12 protein-coding genes are annotated in these 17,569 nt (G+C 40.0%); 2 read left to right on the top strand and 10 right to left on the bottom strand.

Annotation, left to right across the window (positions count from 1 at the left end):
• Window positions 1–127: 127 nt before the first annotated feature.
• From B4B65_RS01495 to B4B65_RS01480, 5 genes are all read right to left on the bottom strand, one after another.
• A complete protein-coding gene (locus B4B65_RS01495; protein ID WP_409590538.1) occupies window positions 128–1,000 on the bottom strand; it encodes a GDP-mannose 4,6-dehydratase in 873 nt (290 codons plus the stop codon).
• On the bottom strand, window positions 972–1,211 hold the full coding sequence (locus B4B65_RS21665; RefSeq protein WP_409590539.1) for a GDP-mannose 4,6-dehydratase: 240 nt from the start codon (window positions 1,209–1,211) through the stop codon (window positions 972–974). The genes B4B65_RS01495 and B4B65_RS21665 overlap by 29 nt, the downstream gene beginning before the upstream one ends.
• A 172-nt stretch (window positions 1,212–1,383) precedes the next feature.
• Window positions 1,384–2,346 carry a GDP-L-fucose synthase family protein gene (locus tag B4B65_RS01490; RefSeq protein ID WP_293912722.1) on the bottom strand — a complete coding sequence of 321 codons (963 nt, stop codon included), beginning with the start codon at window positions 2,344–2,346 and terminating at the stop codon, window positions 1,384–1,386.
• Window positions 2,347–2,406: 60 nt separating this feature from the next.
• A complete protein-coding gene (locus B4B65_RS01485) occupies window positions 2,407–3,018 on the bottom strand; it encodes a 3'-5' exonuclease (protein ID WP_293912720.1) in 612 nt (203 codons plus the stop codon).
• A gap of 209 nt (window positions 3,019–3,227) precedes the next feature.
• Complete coding sequence (locus B4B65_RS01480; RefSeq protein WP_293912717.1) at window positions 3,228–4,508, bottom strand: replication-associated recombination protein A; 1,281 nt, start codon at window positions 4,506–4,508, stop codon at window positions 3,228–3,230.
• Between the two features lie 93 nt (window positions 4,509–4,601).
• Here B4B65_RS01480 and B4B65_RS01475 point away from each other — a divergent pair, with 93 nt between their 5' ends.
• Complete coding sequence (locus tag B4B65_RS01475; RefSeq protein ID WP_293912715.1) at window positions 4,602–5,732, top strand: tetratricopeptide repeat protein; 1,131 nt, start codon at window positions 4,602–4,604, stop codon at window positions 5,730–5,732.
• Window positions 5,733–5,826: 94 nt separating this feature from the next.
• Here B4B65_RS01475 and B4B65_RS01470 read toward each other — a convergent pair whose 3' ends face one another.
• Window positions 5,827–6,567 (bottom strand): dienelactone hydrolase family protein, encoded by a 741-nt coding sequence (locus B4B65_RS01470; RefSeq protein WP_293912712.1) that lies wholly within the window; start codon window positions 6,565–6,567, stop codon window positions 5,827–5,829.
• Window positions 6,568–6,807: 240 nt separating this feature from the next.
• Here B4B65_RS01470 and B4B65_RS01465 point away from each other — a divergent pair, with 240 nt between their 5' ends.
• Window positions 6,808–8,919 carry a carboxy terminal-processing peptidase gene (locus B4B65_RS01465; protein WP_293912709.1) on the top strand — a complete coding sequence of 704 codons (2,112 nt, stop codon included), beginning with the start codon at window positions 6,808–6,810 and terminating at the stop codon, window positions 8,917–8,919.
• Window positions 8,920–9,383: 464 nt separating this feature from the next.
• Here the strand turns inward: B4B65_RS01465 and B4B65_RS01460 are convergent, their stop codons facing one another.
• The 4 genes from B4B65_RS01460 to B4B65_RS01445 all read right to left on the bottom strand — a co-directional run bounded on the left by B4B65_RS01460 (window position 9,384) and on the right by B4B65_RS01445 (window position 17,547).
• Entirely contained in the window at window positions 9,384–10,910 is a 1,527-nt protein-coding gene (locus B4B65_RS01460) for a DUF5689 domain-containing protein (protein ID WP_293912707.1), read from the bottom strand.
• A 26-nt stretch (window positions 10,911–10,936) separates the two neighbouring features.
• Window positions 10,937–12,466 carry a SusD/RagB family nutrient-binding outer membrane lipoprotein gene (locus tag B4B65_RS01455; protein ID WP_293912705.1) on the bottom strand — a complete coding sequence of 510 codons (1,530 nt, stop codon included), beginning with the start codon at window positions 12,464–12,466 and terminating at the stop codon, window positions 10,937–10,939.
• A gap of 11 nt (window positions 12,467–12,477) precedes the next feature.
• A complete protein-coding gene (locus B4B65_RS01450) occupies window positions 12,478–15,726 on the bottom strand; it encodes a SusC/RagA family TonB-linked outer membrane protein (protein WP_293912703.1) in 3,249 nt (1,082 codons plus the stop codon).
• A gap of 378 nt (window positions 15,727–16,104) precedes the next feature.
• Window positions 16,105–17,547, bottom strand: a complete 1,443-nt coding sequence (locus B4B65_RS01445; RefSeq protein ID WP_293912700.1) for a M28 family peptidase — start codon at window positions 17,545–17,547, stop codon at window positions 16,105–16,107.
• Window positions 17,548–17,569 lie beyond the last annotated feature (22 nt).

Genomic DNA, 17,569 nt, shown 5'->3' with positions numbered 1-17,569 from the left:
AGGAGAGAATTAATCTGGTTTGATCCTTGTCACTTCTTTGGCACCAGTGTCTACTTTTATCTAATTCATTAAACAGCCGGATCACAAGCACCGCTTCGCTTATGCTTGCGCTATATAAAATAAAAACTTACTCCGCCTGATTAACAACTTTATGCCCGGCTTTCATCAGTTCGCAGTCTCTTTTAAATAAATCTACATCTGATGCAACCATCTCCTGTACTAATCCGGCCAGGTCGTATTTAGGTTTCCAGCCCAATTGTGTATTCGCCTTTGTAGGATCGCCAATCAGCAAATCTACTTCTGTAGGACGGAAATATGCTGGATCAACATGAATCAAAACATCTCCAGCCTTGACTGTCGGAGTATAACCTTTTAACAAAACACTTGTTATAGCTTCGTCTATATAATCCAGAATTCCAACTTCATCGACTGCTTCTCCTTCAAATTGCAGGTGAAAACCGACCTCTGCAAATGCCATACGGATAAATTCACGAACTTTTGTGGTTACACCTGTCGCAATTACAAAATCTTCCGGTTTTTCCTGTTGAAGAATAAGATACATCGCCTCTACATAATCCTTTGCGTGTCCCCAGTCCCACTGAGCATCCAGATTGCCTATATACAACTTATCCTGCAAACCTAATGCGATCTTAGCCACAGCTCTTGTAATGTTACGCATTACAACAGTTTCTCCACGCAATGGAGACTCGTGATTAAAAAGAATACCATTACAGGCATACATACCATAAGCCTCCCGGTAATTGACCGTAATCCAGTATGCATACATCTTTGCTACAGCATAAGGAGATCTAGGATAGAAAGGTGTAGTTTCCGATTGCGGAACAGCCTGTACAAGACCGTATAATTCTGAAGTTGAAGCCTGATATATCTTTGTCTTTTTCTCTAATCCTAACAGACGCACAGCTTCCAGAATACGCAAAGTACCTATTCCATCTGCATTGGCTGTATATTCAGGGGGTATCAAAGCTAACCTTAACATGGCTCATCGCAGCAAGATTGTAGATTTCATCCAGCTGTATTTCCTGAATAACACGGGTCAGATTCATGGAGTCTGTCAAATCCCCATAATGGAGCTTTATCCGTTGATGCGGATGATGGGGATCCTGATATAAATGATCGATACGGGCAGTATTAAATAATGATGATCTACTCTTAATCCCATGGACCATATACCCTTTGCTTAAAAGCAATTCGGCTAAATAAGCTCCGTCCTGTCCAGTGATTCCCGTGATTAATGCTGTTTCATCTTTATATGATTACCGTTTTTTCTGTTATGTGATATCGTTACTTTGTTTATCTGCTTTTACGCTCTGGCTGTGTCCTTACAACTATTTTGATAAAGTATATTTGAACAAAGCAAAACTACAATTTTACTTCTTTATAGCGATCAGTATTTGCTAAAAACCACTGGTAAGTAGTTTGTATGCCCGTCTCCAGTTCAACCCTATGTGTCCAACCCAGAGCATGCATTTTAGACACATCCATTAATTTACGTGGAGTACCATCCGGTTTTTCCGAATCCCACAAAATTTCACCCTTATGCCCTACAATTTTTTGTATTGTAGAAGCCAGATCACGTATACTCAGATCTTCTCCTGTACCTACATTGTACAAATGCTCGGGCAAAGTGTTTTCTAATGCAAAAATTGTGGCCTCCGCCAGATCATCTACAAACAAAAACTCCCGCAATGGGGTCCCTGATCCCCAAAGTGTAACCGGCTGATCTCCCGCCAATTTAGCTTCATGAAATTTACGAATCATAGCAGGCAATACATGCGAGCTGTTCAGATCGAAATTATCATTTACTCCGTACAAGTTAGTGGGCATCAGACTGACAAAATCTTTACCATACTGCTTCCTGACAGCTTCGCAGGCTTTTACACCTGCAATCTTTGCTATTGCATAAGCCTCATTAGTCGGTTCCAGTGTATCTGTCAATAAAGAATCTTCCGTCAATGGCTGTGCAGCAAACTTAGGGTAAATACAGGAACTGCCTAAAAATATAAACTTTTCGACATTTCCCTTGACCGCAAAATCAATCAGGTTGTTCTGGATCTGAAGATTCTCAATCAGAAATTGATAGGGATAAGTACTATTGGCAAGTATTCCACCTACGCGCGCAGCAGCATCAATCACGACCTGAGGATTTTCCTTTTCAAAAAAATCTCCAACCTGTTGCTGATCCCGAAGGTCAAGCTCACTACTGGTTTTGCCAATAATATTGGTATATCCACGGGCACGTAAGACCCGTTCTATTGCCGAGCCGACCATTCCCCGGTGCCCTGCAATATATATTTTACTGTTTAATAGGGGATTTGCATCCATATATTCTGATTCAATTGAAACCTATAATCCGGTATTATGAATAAATGTGTTTAGGATCTACTATACAATACCTTCACTTCCATTTTGTGATTCGCCATTTTTAGCTATCTCATCCGGCTGAATCAATAATTCTTCCGCAGGAAATACACGATCTAACAATTCCTGGGTGACTTCATTTTGCTTCAGGTAAAGGAAAGCAGCTGCTTTTGCATCTGACAGGGCCTCATGATGATTCAGGTCTATACCCATAATCTCACAGCATAAATTAAGCTTTGTTTTTTTAAAGCCCTTATCCCTATAGATTTTGCTTGTACACTCCCACATGACTGGTAAATGAAGTTCACGATAATCCAGACCACATGCTTTCATTGTTTTGGATAGCACCTCCCGATCAAACTTCTCGTTATGAGCGACCATCTTTCTGTTCTGAAGAAGATCTTTAATCTTTGGATAGATCTCCTCAAAAGTAGGTGCATCTGCGGTGTCTTTGGGTTTGATGCCATGAACACGCGTCGTCTGCCACATGTATTCATTCTTAGGAGGTTTGACCAGACTATAAAATTCGTCTGTGATTACACCCTGATCAACACGTACAATACCAACAGAACATACACTATTGTAAGCAGCAGTTGCTAACTCGAAATCTATTGCAATAAATGATTGTAATGCCATGTAGGTTACAAATCTAGATAAACTTAGTAGGATATACAACTTTCGTAAAATTAACAGATGCTTCAGACATCAGTCAATATTTTACAGATTGAGGTAATGAAGAGTCATCGATCTGTCCAAGAAAAGGTTAAAATAAAGTTCTTTATCTGATTTAACGGGCTGATCAGTCCAGACACTGCCGCAACCGTTTATCCTCCAACAAGAAGCTTTTAGTACCCGTATTTATTTTTCCATTTTTCTTTAAGAGACTGGCGAAGCTTCTCCTCTGCCGCATTTTTCCCGGGATCATACAGTAAAGCACCACTGATCTTATCCGGCATAAACTCCTGATCTACAAAATTACCCGGAAACGCATGTGAATATTTATATTCTGTACCATAATTAAGTTCTTTCATCAGTTTAGTAGGTGCATTCCGGAGATGAAGAGGTACGGACAGATCCCCCGTTTGCTTTACAAGAGCCTGCGCTTTATTAATAGCCTCATATGATGCATTGCTTTTTGCTGAACTGGCAAGATATGTCACCGTTTGGGATAATATAATCCGCGATTCCGGCCAGCCTATGACATTTACCGCCTGAAAACAGTTGTTAGCCAGCAATAACGCATTGGGATTGGCATTGCCGATATCTTCTGATGCGAGGATCAACAAACGGCGGGCAATAAAAGAAGGATCTTCTCCACCTTCAATCATACGGGCCAGCCAATAAACAGCAGCATTAGGATCACTCCCCCTTATCGACTTGATAAAAGCTGAAATAATATCATAATGCTGTTCTCCTGTTTTATCATAGATCGCCATATTCTGTTGCACCTGTTTAAGCACAAATTCATTTGTAATAGGTTTATTCAGACTCAGAGAAGCATTTACCACAAGTTCCAGCACATTCAGCAGCTTTCGGGCATCTCCTCCCGAAAGACGCAATAAAGCTTCATATTCTTTAACTTCTATTTTCTCTTCTTTCAGAAATTCGTCTTCAGATATAGCCGAGTTTACGATACCGATCAGTTCTTCTTCCGTCAGATGTTTCAATACATATACCTGACACCGGGATAAGAGGGCCGAGATTACTTCAAAAGATGGATTTTCTGTTGTGGCGCCAATTAATGTAACCAGTCCGCGCTCTACAGCTCCCAAAAGTGAATCCTGTTGGGACTTCGAGAACCGATGAATCTCATCTATAAAAAGTATAGGTTGTTCCTGATTGAATTTTTGCAGTTGACCCGCCTTCTCAATGACTTCCCGGATATCTTTAACACCCGACTGTATTGCACTGAGACTAAAAAACGGCCTGTCCAATGCTTTAGCCATTAACAACGCTAAAGTGGTTTTCCCAACTCCGGGAGGACCCCAGAGTATCATCGATGGAATATTATTTTGTTCCAGTGCATTTCGCAATACCGCACCTTCTCCTACAATATGCTCCTGTCCGACATATCCGACAATATTTCGGGGACGCATTCGTTCTGCTAATGGAATTCGTGTTGCCATGATAGTAACAAACTTAACAGATTTTTCATGGACTTTCAACGGATTACAATAACTTTACAGAAGGACCTCTCCTGAAGAGCTCTGTTTTCACATATGATGTTATCTTTTTTTATGACTAAATATAAAATGCATATTACCGGATTAATCTTATTCTTAACGATTGGTCTGTTTTCAATTTCTAATCCATCTTTTGCACAGCAAAAAGATCAGGAAGATCCTGCCGGTTACATCAGCAAATACAACCCTAACTTTGCCGGTATAGGCCCTCCTGTCTATTTTGTTCCTGCACCCCGTACCACAGAAGAAATTCTGCATGATGCATATAAGAACAAACAAACCTTCGCAGATACAATTGCCATCGCGCTTACCTTACAACGCTTTCTGATTGATTATAAGCTGACTTCCAATTCTGCCCAGCTGCAATATCTGATCTCCCCTCTCCCTGCAACACCGCAGGCATGGGAAATCATTATTCAGCAGACCCGCAATGCAGACAATATGAATACGCTGTATGGCCTTTTGAATGAGTCCGCATTGTATGCGATCAAAAACGGAGCTTATCCGCTTGCATTAAAACAACTGGAAGAAGCACTATCTACGGTACAAAAGACAGAAAACAAAAATGATCTGTCCATTATTCAGTTCAATTTGGCAAACCTTTATCTGTTTGATCAAAAATTTGAACAGGCGGCCAACTTTCAGGAGCAGTACTATAAAAATGCGATTCAGAATAAAACATACCTGGATCAGGCGAATTCTTTGGTTAAGATTGCTACAATTCAGGCATTTGACAGAGATTTCAAATCTGCAGAGCAAACCATTATCCGAAAAGCCATTCCGCTCTACAACAAAACCCGCTCTTACGAAGGGAAGATACTGGCATGGGAACAACTTGCTCTGATCTATCAGATGCAGAAAAAGCATACACAGGCGCAATGGTTTCTCCTACAGGCACGCGAACTGGCAGAGAAAAAAAGTCTGCCCGGAGAACTGGCAGAACTGGAATATATGCTGGCCGAATCCAAATTTGATGATGGCAACCTGAAAGTTTCCAAAAATGAATTTATAAATGCCCGAAAATTAGCCGAAAAAGAAGACAATAAGCTTTTGCAATTGGCGATTGAAAACAAAATCGGTGAACTGTTTATGAAATTAAAAGACTACAACTCCGCAAAGGAATCACTCGAAAAATACTGGGCACTACGAGCTGAACTATTCAAATAAACAGGCTTAAGATATATTAAAGCAATCCTTAGATCAAAAAAACTCCCCGTTTTCTTATGAAACGGGGAGTTTTTTTTGATAAGGCCTTTATATTTTACTTCTCCAGAACTTCCTCCAGAAACATCATCAAATGTTGCCAGGAGCGTTTTGCAGCCAATGGATTATAATCCTGCGATTTAGGATTAGTGAACGTGTGTTTGCTCGCTGCATAATAGATCATTTGCCAGTCAGCCGCAGCGTCATCCAGTTCTTTTTGTAAAGCCACAATATCACTTGCCGGCACACTTGCATCCGAAGCTCCATGTAATACCAATACTTTAGTACGGACAGGGCCATTGGCTCGTTCACCCTTACCAAGACCGCCATGTATAGATACCACAGCTTTAACAGGTAGTTGCGCGCGTGCAGCTTCTAATGCACCCGTTCCGCCAAAGCAATACCCAATAACAGCTATACGTTGCGGATCCGCTCCTTGTTTTACCAGTTCATCCAAAGCCGCTTTGATCCGCCGCTGATATAACGCATAATCGGATTTGAACTGCCCTGCAATTTTACCGGCTTCAGCAGAAGTCTTTGGTATATTTCCCTGACCGTATATATCAGCAATAAAAGCTGTGTATCCTGCTTTTGCCAGATTTTCAGCAGCAGTCTTTGCTTCATCATCAATCCCCATCCATGCGGGCAGAATCAATACTCCCGGTTTATTTTTCTGATCTGCCCCGGATAATAATCCCTTTAGCTTTTGTTCCCCATCGCTATAGTCTATGTCCTTAAGCTGAGCAAAACCTGTCTGTACCATTCCCATTGTAAGTAGTATTAAAAGAATTGTTTTCATATCTGTATTTGAATTAGTCGTCATCCTGTATGTTTAACCCTCATGTTTTCATTTTGTTTTTTTATAATGTTACTTCCGTTTAAGACACAGATTTGTAATAATATTTGACTTTGGATGTAAAATAGTTACTATATTTAGTCCTTGTAACATATACATCATACATTTTTATTTAATTTTAACGTTTAAGAGTCGAACAATCAATTTTGTTTCACGCGAATGAATTTTAACAACTATAAATTTATGTTTAAAAATCTAGTATTTGCTCTTTCTATCGTTTCTATTGTAGCCTGTGGCGCCAAGCCAAGGGTCAATCTGGAAGAAGGGGAAGGAGGCGTAAAACCCACCATGCAGCACGAGATTATAGCGAAAGAAGTGGCAAATCTATTAGAGAATGTCAGCTATAAGAAAGTTCCGATGAACGATTCGCTTTCTAATCTCGTCTTTAATAATTTGATCAAATCCATGGATCAGGGCAAAACCTATCTCCTCCAATCGGATGTTGATGAGTTTCAGCAATACAAAAATGAACTAAGTCAGGATTTCAAAAGCGGAGATCTTTCAGCTGCATTTCATATTTTCAATGTGTATTCAAAACGCTACCTGGAAAGAATGAATTATGCATTAGCACAGATTGATGTTCCTCAGGATTTTAATCAGGATGATTATTATACGGGTTATCGCGAAAAGCTCAATTGGTTCAAAACAGATGAAGAAGCTAAAGAACATTGGCGCAAAAGAGTAAAATATGATCTCCTGAATCTTAAACTCAGCAGCACAGGTAAAGAAGATGATGCCGCTAAACAAAAAGAAACCTTGCGTAAGCGTTACAACAATCTGATTTCTCAGGCAAAAAAAACAAATGCTAATGATGCATTTCAGTTGATCATGTCTGCATTAACAGATGCTGTAGATCCACATACAACATACTATAATCCTTCATTTGCACAAGCTTTTAACGAAGGTATGTCCAACACATTCGAAGGTATAGGAGCCCGACTGATGATAGACAATGAAGCTGTTACTATTTCAGAAGTATTGCCTGGAGGGCCTGCTTTCCGCGACAAAAGTCTTCATATGAATGATAAAATCATCGGTGTCGCTCAAGGCGAAAAGGGTGAATTTGAAGATATCATAGGATGGCGATTAGATGCTGCCGTAGCGAAGATCAAAGGACCTAAAGGTACAATTGTAAGATTAAAAATTATCCCTGCCGGTCAGGAAATGACCGCTCAGCCAAAGATTGTTTCCCTGAAAAGAGAAAAGATCGTTGTGGAAGAAGAATCAGCTAAAAAAGAGATAAAAATGGTAAAGGGAGATGATGGCAAAACCTACAAAATAGGGGTGATCAATCTTCCCAAATTTTATATAGACTTTGATGCTTATCGCAAACGCGATCCAAACTACAAAAGTACAACGCGTGATGTAAGATTAATTCTGGATACATTAAAACAGGAAAAAGTGGATGCTGTAATTCTGGATTTAAGAAGCAACGGCGGTGGATCCCTCCAGGAAGCAATCGAATTGACCGGATTATTTATTGATAAGGGCCCGGTAGTACAGGTTCGTGATACCCGCAATAGAATAGAAGTGGATAATGATGAAGAAGCAGGTATGGCCTGGAGCGGACCGTTCGGTGTTATTATCAACAGATTCTCGGCTTCAGCCTCAGAAATCTTTGCAGGAGCTATTCAGGATTATGGCAGAGGACTTATCTTAGGCTCCCAGAGTTATGGAAAAGGTACTGTACAATCTGCTGTCGACATGTCCCGTTTTATCAGTGCGACAAGCCGCTTATTGTTAAAGGCAGAAGGTGAAAAAGATCCTGACACCCCTAACGGTGCGCCTGAATTCGGACAGATCAATATCACAATGGGTAAATTCTACAGAATCAATGGTAGCAGTACACAACACAAAGGTGTGTCGCCTGACATTACTTTCCCAACGCAGTTCTCTGCAGAAAAATTCGGCGAAAGTTCAGAACCTGCAGCATTGCCTTGGGATCAGATCAAGTCTACAAACTTCAAAAAAGTTGCAAACTTAGATGACGTTACCAAAAAACTGGAAGCTATCCATAAAGCAAGAATGGAGAAATCACAGGAATATAAATTCTTACTGGAAGATATCGATACTTTTAACAAATTAGACTCTGTCCCTAAAGTCACGCTGAATGAAGCTAAACTGAAAAAAGAACGTGAAGCAAATAAGGTTAAAAACCGAAACAGAATCAATGAGGAATTAAAACTGCATGGTAAGCCTGTATGGAAAGAAGGCGAACCTCAGCCAAAAATAGATTTTGACTATGTAATGGATGAAAGTGCCAACATTATGGTAGATTTCCTCAAACATAAATAAATCGATCGCATATTAGAATGCTTTAAAGCATTTATTGAATCCCCTGCACTCTTTGTTGTAGGGGATTTTTTTGTGATGATCGGATTGGAAAAATTAGAGCCTCATAAATTAAAGTTGCGTCTGACGGTGTCCTCACCAGCAACTTAACACTTACTAAACCATTGATGGGGACACCAACGGACGCAAGTAGATACTATTGAACCTCTCCCTAACCCTCTCCTCAGAAAGGAGAGGGAACAGGTTTTACTCTTAAATTCAGGTCACGTATGGCCGTGTACCCACCGGCAACTTGACACTTACTAAACCTTTGCCGAAGACTCCAACGGACACAAGTAGATACTATTGAACCTCTCCCTAACCCTCTCCTCAGAAAGGAGAAGGAATTATTTTAGAAAACAGAGCTAAAAAAGGGCAGTACTCAATAGTACCGCCCTTCCGTAATAGTAAGATATTTCTAATAGGTATTATTCAACAAGTTTTGTAGACAATTCCGTCTCAATCTCAGACAACAATGACTGTTTAGTCATTAATATATTATTCTGTGATCTGGCCTTTGTCCATCTTCCGAGTCTTGTATTATACTCGCCACCCAACATGACAAAATATCCCAGATCTGCTGTGTTATATTGCAGACCGAGTGTATTGCTGCCGCTCAGATAAAAAGGCTGAGGTTTCAGATCAATAGGATTGATCTTATCATAGTAATCTGAATTTGCTATACGGTAACCTCTGCCATTTCCGTTCAAACTACCACCGCTACCAATCACAAACATCACATCTACCGGATAAGTAGCCTCTGTAACGGTTGTACCTTTGAAAATGGCAATACCGGAAGCAAAACCGGAATTCGCAAGAAGTCCCCCCGTTTTATTTCCAAAGTCAAAGCCATTTTTATTGACATAATCGTAGTTTAATATCCAGTTTGCAGCTGAAATATCCGTGGAAGCTGATCCGTTGATTAATTTGTATATACCTCCGACATAGAAAAATGTACCCTTTTTAGCAATCCCTTTTGTCAGGTTCAGCTTATATGTACGTTGATTACCTGTAGCCCAGCCTTTTTCAGGAAAACCTGTAGGCTGCGATGCTCCTGCATTATTTGTTACGACAACAGCGTATGGAGTAACTGAAAAATCAATATCCTGAGTAGCCAGAAACTGAATGTATTCATAATTTCCATCACCTCCTTTTGCATCGCTAACAAATCCGGATATCACTACTGGTGTTTCTTCTTTCTCCGATCCCAGCACTACAATATCCGCAGCACTTCTAACAGCCTCATATGGTTTCAGGGTACCGTCTGCAGCCTGCTCACTGAAGATAATACCATAATAATTAGCCATTCCAGGAGGACGCATTGATGAAAATGAGGTATTTGCTTGAGTTTTCAAAGTCATATCGCCAAATCCGTCGTTGATCACTTTATCTCCTGCAAGCGTTGCCTCCGGCCCCGGAACAGGTGTAAAGATTCCTTTCACTATCGCAACGAGTGTACTTTCGTATTGATCCGGCTTATTCAGAATGGCATTGATATTAACACGGTTTAAGGGAATGTTGACTCCTTCTGCGACCTTATTGATCTTCGAATTATCCAAACCTGAAATCTGTAAAATACCATTCACGCGTTCCAGTTTTCCGCCAACTACATTGACAACGATAGAATCGCCAGGAAGATAGTTTTTGGCAGCATCCCCCAAATTAATAGCAATCCCTCTTAGTTTATTAAGACGTCTTTTGTCCTGCATAGTCAACAGACCTGCAGGAAGATTACCTTCTCTGTGATCGGATGTGACGACACCGGTCAGCATATTTGACCCCTCAAGAGATTCTGTATTCAGCTCAACAGCACTCCCTTTATAAAGATTTCTCAAATCATATATCCCATAATAAGGACTTATTTCACCTCCCGGATAATTTCCATCTTTATTGCAAGAAGAAAAGATCATCGTTATAGCAAAGGCGAAAACTATATAGTTTAGAGTATTTTTCATCTGTATATATTTTGATATCATGAATATTATGGTTTCTGCCACCAAACCTTCGTATTGATTTCATCCGGCCCCTGTATACCAATAGCTAACTTATAATTAGTTGGGTTAGTAGATTGTATAGCCACAGGGTAGGTCATACGGGATGGCATCTCTCCGTTATTCTGTAATCCTTTACCTTTTGGCAATACCGGATATCCTGTTCTTCGGTATTCAAACCATTGCTGCATATCCACCAGAAACAAACTGTAATATTTCTGCAAGTGTATCTTTTGCATTTTAGCTTCAAAACTTTCACTCTCGCTCCAGTTAAAATCTGCTGCATCCAGATATTCATCAATCGGAACAGACCATGTTGGTAACCACAAGGTAATACTGTTCTTTACACCACTTTTGAAAAGTTCACCCGCATTCTTGCTTGTCCAGCCTTTCAGTGCAACCTCTGCTTTAATAAACTCCACTTCGGCATAGTTCATAATCATCCCCGTCATCGGGTCTGTCATCAACGTAGTCGCATTATAGTCCCCTACTTTCTGATTTGTAGAGTAGAAATATGCCTTACGGTCAAATCCTTCTCCCGGAGCATACCCGCTTGGCACACCCACAAATCCACCTTGATAAGGAGCAATACTCCATCTGTTTACACCATTCGTCCCCAATGAGGTATTGATACGCGGGTCATTCCAGTTAACAAGATTGTCGATAAAGAAACTTGCAATTCCAGGCTGTCTGAAATCTGCTTCCCGTACCGTCGCAAAAGGTGAAGTATAGGGAGCAACTCCAGTCCAGCGTAGTATAGCCGAATCATCATTACTTGTCATAATCGGATAGTTTGATGCATTCGTCTCCAGGATCTCTTTAATTTTAGCCTGTACCAAAGCACTGACCTCTGGTTTTCCTGAAACACGCAACAATAATCTGAGGTACAATGAATTTCCCAGTTTTCTCCAACGGGAAACATTTCCCTGAAAGACAGGATCCTGACTTGCATTAATAGATTTATTCGCTTTCAACCAGGCATTTGCAGTATCAAGTTTTGCAAAAATAGCCGTGTAAATATCCTTTTGCGTATCAAACTTAGGTTCAATAATCAAGGAATCCTTTCCTAAAAGAGCTTGCGTATATGGAATATCTCCATAGGTGTCCGTTAGGATTGAAAATATCCAGGATTGATTGATCAATGAGATCGCGCGGTATGATGCATTATCATTAATCCCGCCATCTGCCTTTTTATACATTTCTCTCCAGCCGTTGAGTACCGGATATAAATTGTTCCACATATAGTCCGCCCAGTTACGTCTGAAATCATAACGGAATACCTTTCCTTCAGAATCTCCAACATTCACTGTCACCTGCATTAATTCATTATTAAAACCCCGGTTACGGTTCATATTATACGATACCGAATTGACCAGTGCCGGAGCCATAAACTGATACGGATAAGCTTCTAACGATTTATTCGGATCTGTATTAATCTCCTGAAAATTCTTATCACATGATTGGAAAAACAAACTCATTCCAACACATGCACATATGATATAAATAATGTTCTTTTTCATCTTTTTAACGCTTAAAATCCAACAACTATATTAAATCCAAAAGTGCGGGTTGAAGGGAATTGCGCCACCTCAAATCCTTTCACAATATCTGTACCGCTCAATGTTCCGAATTCCGGATCAAAAATTGGCCAATCCGTCCAGATAAATAAATTACGGCCATATACTCCTACTGTAGCACGCTGGATTTTCAGACGCTTGGTAACATCTTTATTCAATGTATAATCAAAGCGGGCTTCACGGAACTTGATAAAGTCAGTAGAAAAAACACTTCCTTCGGCATTATCCTGACCATAGTGTGAACGGTAGTATTCATCGATATTCTTAGCAATTACATCATTTTTACGATAAGTGCCGTCAGGGTTCTGAACAACCCCGTTCCCAATGATACCGTTATATCTTCCCGGCAATGTATTTGTTGTTTTACCCTGTTCGGCCAGCTTGTAATGGGATAAAGAGTGAGATACACCACCAAACTGCGCATCAAATAACACACTCAGTTTAAATCCTTTGTAACTAAAATCACTACCAATACTCGCTCTTCCTTTTGGAATCGTATTACCTAAATAGATAATCTCATCAGACAATAGCGCATATCCTGTATTAGCGTCATACACAACCTGTCCGTCTGGAGAGCGTTTGTAACCGTATCCGTACAAGTCACCCATACTTCCTCCTACTTTTGCAACCAGCTGACCTCCGGCTACCGGACCGGTCTGTATTACTACAGAACTATCCAGTAAATTATCTATACGGTTGGTATTACGTGTAAATGTGGCAAACATGTTCCAGTTAAAACCATCTTTGTTCTGAACAGGTTTACCATTCAGACCAATTTCCAGTCCCCTGTTGCTTACTGCTCCGGCATTGATCACGTACCTTCTGTATCCTGTAGACGGATCTATATAGCGTAATAAGTGCTGATCTTTTGTTTCACTCTTATATAAAGCAACGTCAATGCCTAAGCGGCTTTTGAAAAACCGTAGATCTGCACCAACCTCATATGAATTTGTCTTCAAAGGTTTCAACCCGCCGTTTCCAAGAGTAGTTGGCATTTGAAGCCCCCCTGAATAAAGACTTCCGGCTGTTTCATAAGAATATCCTGTCAGGTATGGATCTGTACCCCCACTACCAACTCCAGCTATGGAAGCTCTCAATTTTGCATAATTAATCTGTTTAGGAAGTGTGAAATACTCTGAAGCGATAAAACTTAGATTCACAGAAGGATAGAAAAATCCAAGACTCTTATCCGGTACATCGACAGAAGCCAATGTACTTGACCAATCCTGGCGACCTGTTACGTCAAAGAATAAATAGTCTTTGTAACTTGCTGTAAGCAATGCATATAGTGAATTTACTTCAAATTTGGACGAATAGGGACGTGCATCCAACGGTCCTTTTGCATTTGCAAATGTATACACACCCGGGAAGGTCAGGGAATCGGCACGCAACTCTTCTTTTTTGTATTTATTCTGCATGCGGCTTCCCCCAAAAGTGGCAGACACATTCCAGTCCTTATTAATCTTTTTGTCATACTTTAACAGGAAGTCAATTGTATTTTCATTAGAAAAAATACTTTGTGTCCTGAAACTGCCCTGCGTCAGTTTGCTACCTGCATCAAATGGACGCTCCTGCGCTCTGTCTTCATATGCAAAGTCAATAGATGATCGCAACTGCAAGCTCCACTCTTTATTAAACTGGTAGCTAGCCTGCACATTTCCTGTTACCCCCTGACGATTAGATCTGTTGATAAACTCATTTGAGATCGCATACGGGTTTTCAGGATAAGAACTAAACGGATATCTGATCTTAAGTCCCTCTTCTCCCGGACGCCAGTAATCTTTTAACCAATTCAAATCTGCGTTTGGCTGCCAGAATATAAACCAATACATCAGTGACTGATTTCCATAGCCTGCACCTGGAAGGTTATCACTCCATTTATTGGTATAATTGATTTTGGAACTGATGGTTAATTTATCGCTCACTTTTGAATTTACAGATAGTGCGACCGTATTTCTTTTGAAACCTGTATTAGGCAGGATCCATGAATTATTAACATTTGTTGCTGAAAAACGAGCCGTTGTCCTGTCTGTACCACCATCTATACTCACAGAATTGGTATAGGTACGTCCTACATCAAAAATATCTCTGATTTGGTTTTTGTATGGTACCCATGGTGTACGCTCCTTTCCTGTCGTATTGGTCAGAGGATCATACTGAAAAAACATCTGTCCATCAAATTTAGGACCGTAGGCCGAACTCGTTCCGCTTGTACTTGTGCCATCTGCAGTTGTACCATAAGAGTAATAATCCGAACCATCTAAACCTTGCCCGTACTCATATTGCATATCAGGCCAGCGGTTTACACTTTCAAATGCAGTATTTGAATTTACGGTAACTCCTATTCCTTTTTTACCTTTCGAGCCGGATTTTGTAGTAATAATAATGGCTCCGCTGGCACCTCTGGCACCGTAAAGTGCTGCAGCACCCGGACCTTTCAGTACCGTCACGTTTTCGATATCTTCCGGATTGATGTCATCAATACCTGATCCGTAATCTGCCGGCATATTATCGGCTGAGGTTCCATAAGCATTCTCACCTCCTATAGCAGTCTTACGCCCGCTACCATTACTTACGACAATACCATCAACGATAATCAAGGCTCCCGGATCACCATTCAGATTTGATTCTCCACGGAGAATAATCTTTGTAGACCCCGTAGGTCCGGAATTAGAACGCATCAGATTCACACCCGCTACTTTTCCCGAAAGGGCATCCGTCCAGTTGTTGGAAAGGGCATCTGTAAATTGCTCTCCCTTCACTACTGTAGCGGAATATCCCAATGCTTTCTCATCTCTTTTAATCCCCAATGCAGTAACAACAACTTCAGACAAAGCAGTTTCATTTGGCTGCAGACTGATTGTCAGATTATTATTCTCTTTGTTGATGGTTTGATTATGAGTGGTATACCCTATACCACGGAATGAGACCTGCGTTCCTTTAAGAACTGAAAAGCTAAACTTTCCATTTTCATCTGTCTTACTGATAGATTTATTACCAGCCAGAATCGTTACTCCCTCGACAGGATTACCATTGACAGCATCCTTTACGACTCCTTTGATATCAAACAGTTCTTGTTCCACAGCTTTGACAGGAATGACATTCGCCAATACCCCTTCCGCTATCCCGTGCTGAAATGCTCCAAAACAGAAAAGAAGAATAAAGAGAGTTTTCTTCATATTCGAAATGTAGAATTCTTTCATAGTATAAATTGGATTTAGTTTTGTTTACTTTTATTAAAAGTTACGTTTGGTTATTTTTAGTTTTGATTGGTTATTCAAAACAAATATATAATAACAATTGACATTTTCATTAAATAAATTTGTCAAAAGATTTATGGGATTGTGTTGATTTGAAGAGACTGACATGTGAGTAAAATAAATAAATGCCCTTTTTTATATTAAAAAAGCGTTTTTTAAGGCAGCACAAAGGTTCAATTCTAATATTAAGCCAATATTAAATCCAAATTAACATTTTATAAAAAGTTTATATATACGTAACTTTTATATAGACAATAAAAGTAAATGAAAGAAAAAGAGCTTATCTTTTGGATAAACTCTTTATACAATTATTATTTTTTGTTACCAAATCCAATCTCCCGAAATCCGGAGAGGAGTTTCAAGTTGATGTTTTATAAGGTAGTTTTTCAATACATCTCCTGACAATATCGCCACAGGCAGATTATCCTCATTAGCCAGTGAATATGCTAATATTAATCCGTTTTTGGTGGTTTGTTTCATTCCTTCTTCAGAAACCAATCCAAATACATCTCCGTCGGAATGATAGTATAAACCGGCATTATTGGGAAGCTTATCTCCGGCTCCTCCTGCGTAAGGTATTCCTTTCAGCAAAAACGGCTGATGATCGCTATGAAGCCATGCTCCCGAAACAAAGATATTTTTAAATGTAGAATCTGCTTTAGCATACGACGCTCCCCACTTTGCAAATAAATCCTTTACCTCAGAGCGGGAACTAAAAAAACCTGTTGGTGCATTAGTCATATCATAGTTAATCATATAACGTACCTTTTCCAACTCGTGATGCTTAATCAGATCTTCAACAAAAGCTTTAGAACCCAGCAATCCCTGCTCTTCACCCATGAACAGCACAAATTGCACCGTACGTCCAGTCTTTAGCTGTAATTTTGCAAATGTTCGGATCATATCCAATACTGCAAATGAACCTATTCCATTATCGATTGCACCTGTTGCGAGATCCCAGCTATCTAAATGTCCGCCGACTACAATTTTTTCATCCGGAAATTTTGTCCCTTTGAATGTTGCAATAATGTTTCTTGCCTGTATCATACCGGCTTCATTTTTCATATGAATTCGTATTGTACCCTTTCCATTTTTCTTCAATTCCTCTTTTAACTGCATACCATCCTCCAAACCTATACACAGAGCAGGAATTTTAATCAACTCCCCATCAATAGAGGCCGTTCCGGTCAATAAAACATTTCCCTTAACCTGATTAATAAAAACAATGCCTGCAGCACCATATTTATAGGCGATGGCTGTCTTCTCTGATCGATGCAGAGAAGCAGTTCCAACCGGAGAACCAGGCAATACGCCCAGATAAACCAAAGCGATTTTTCCTTTTATACTGATTCCGGCCTTTACATAGTGATCTTCCAGTCCATTTCCAAGATCAACAACTGATGCCTCTACATCACTGGTTACCGGAGCATGCGCCAGACTGACTGCTTTTACAGGTGTGAAATTTTTAGCACTTACTTTTACTTCCACATGTAATGTTCCTCTGTTCCACCCCCGGGCATCAAAAGGTTGAAATTCAACTTGTACACCATAGGATTTAATGAGGTCATACACATATTGCTCAGCTTTACGGCCATTTACAGACCCCGTAAGCCGATGCCCGATTGTTGAAGTGATATGACGGAGATTATGATATCCCTCGTAATGATGATCTACCTCATCAATAATTTGCTTATATGTAGTCACATAATCCTGCGCATATACAGGACTGACAAATAAAAAAAGAAGAAAAAGGAAACGATTCATACTGAAATAAAAAAGGAGGTCA

This window comes from Sphingobacterium sp. UBA5789 (genome assembly GCF_002418355.1).
Lineage (GTDB): Bacteria > Bacteroidota > Bacteroidia > Sphingobacteriales > Sphingobacteriaceae > Sphingobacterium.
The sequence above is the reverse complement of the archived record's forward strand: the minus strand, read 5'-3'. Positions and strand labels throughout refer to the sequence as shown.

Excerpts from the sequence above, each read along its gene's own strand:
- B4B65_RS01460 (WP_293912707.1), bottom strand. The coding sequence starts at position 10,910 with ATGAAAAATACTCTAAACTATATAGTTTTCGCCTTTGCTATAACGATG.
- B4B65_RS01470 (WP_293912712.1), bottom strand. The coding sequence starts at position 6,567 with ATGAAAACAATTCTTTTAATACTACTTACAATGGGAATGGTACAGACA.
- B4B65_RS01445 (WP_293912700.1), bottom strand. The coding sequence starts at position 17,547 with ATGAATCGTTTCCTTTTTCTTCTTTTTTTATTTGTCAGTCCTGTATAT.
- B4B65_RS01485 (WP_293912720.1), bottom strand. The coding sequence starts at position 3,018 with ATGGCATTACAATCATTTATTGCAATAGATTTCGAGTTAGCAACTGCT.
- B4B65_RS01465 (WP_293912709.1), top strand. The coding sequence starts at position 6,808 with ATGTTTAAAAATCTAGTATTTGCTCTTTCTATCGTTTCTATTGTAGCC.
- B4B65_RS01475 (WP_293912715.1), top strand. The coding sequence starts at position 4,602 with ATGATGTTATCTTTTTTTATGACTAAATATAAAATGCATATTACCGGA.
- B4B65_RS01455 (WP_293912705.1), bottom strand. The coding sequence starts at position 12,466 with ATGAAAAAGAACATTATTTATATCATATGTGCATGTGTTGGAATGAGT.
- B4B65_RS01480 (WP_293912717.1), bottom strand. The coding sequence starts at position 4,508 with ATGGCAACACGAATTCCATTAGCAGAACGAATGCGTCCCCGAAATATT.
- B4B65_RS01490 (WP_293912722.1), bottom strand. The coding sequence starts at position 2,346 with ATGGATGCAAATCCCCTATTAAACAGTAAAATATATATTGCAGGGCAC.
- B4B65_RS01450 (WP_293912703.1), bottom strand. The coding sequence starts at position 15,726 with ATGAAAGAATTCTACATTTCGAATATGAAGAAAACTCTCTTTATTCTT.
- B4B65_RS01495 (WP_409590538.1), bottom strand. The coding sequence starts at position 1,000 with ATGTTAAGGTTAGCTTTGATACCCCCTGAATATACAGCCAATGCAGAT.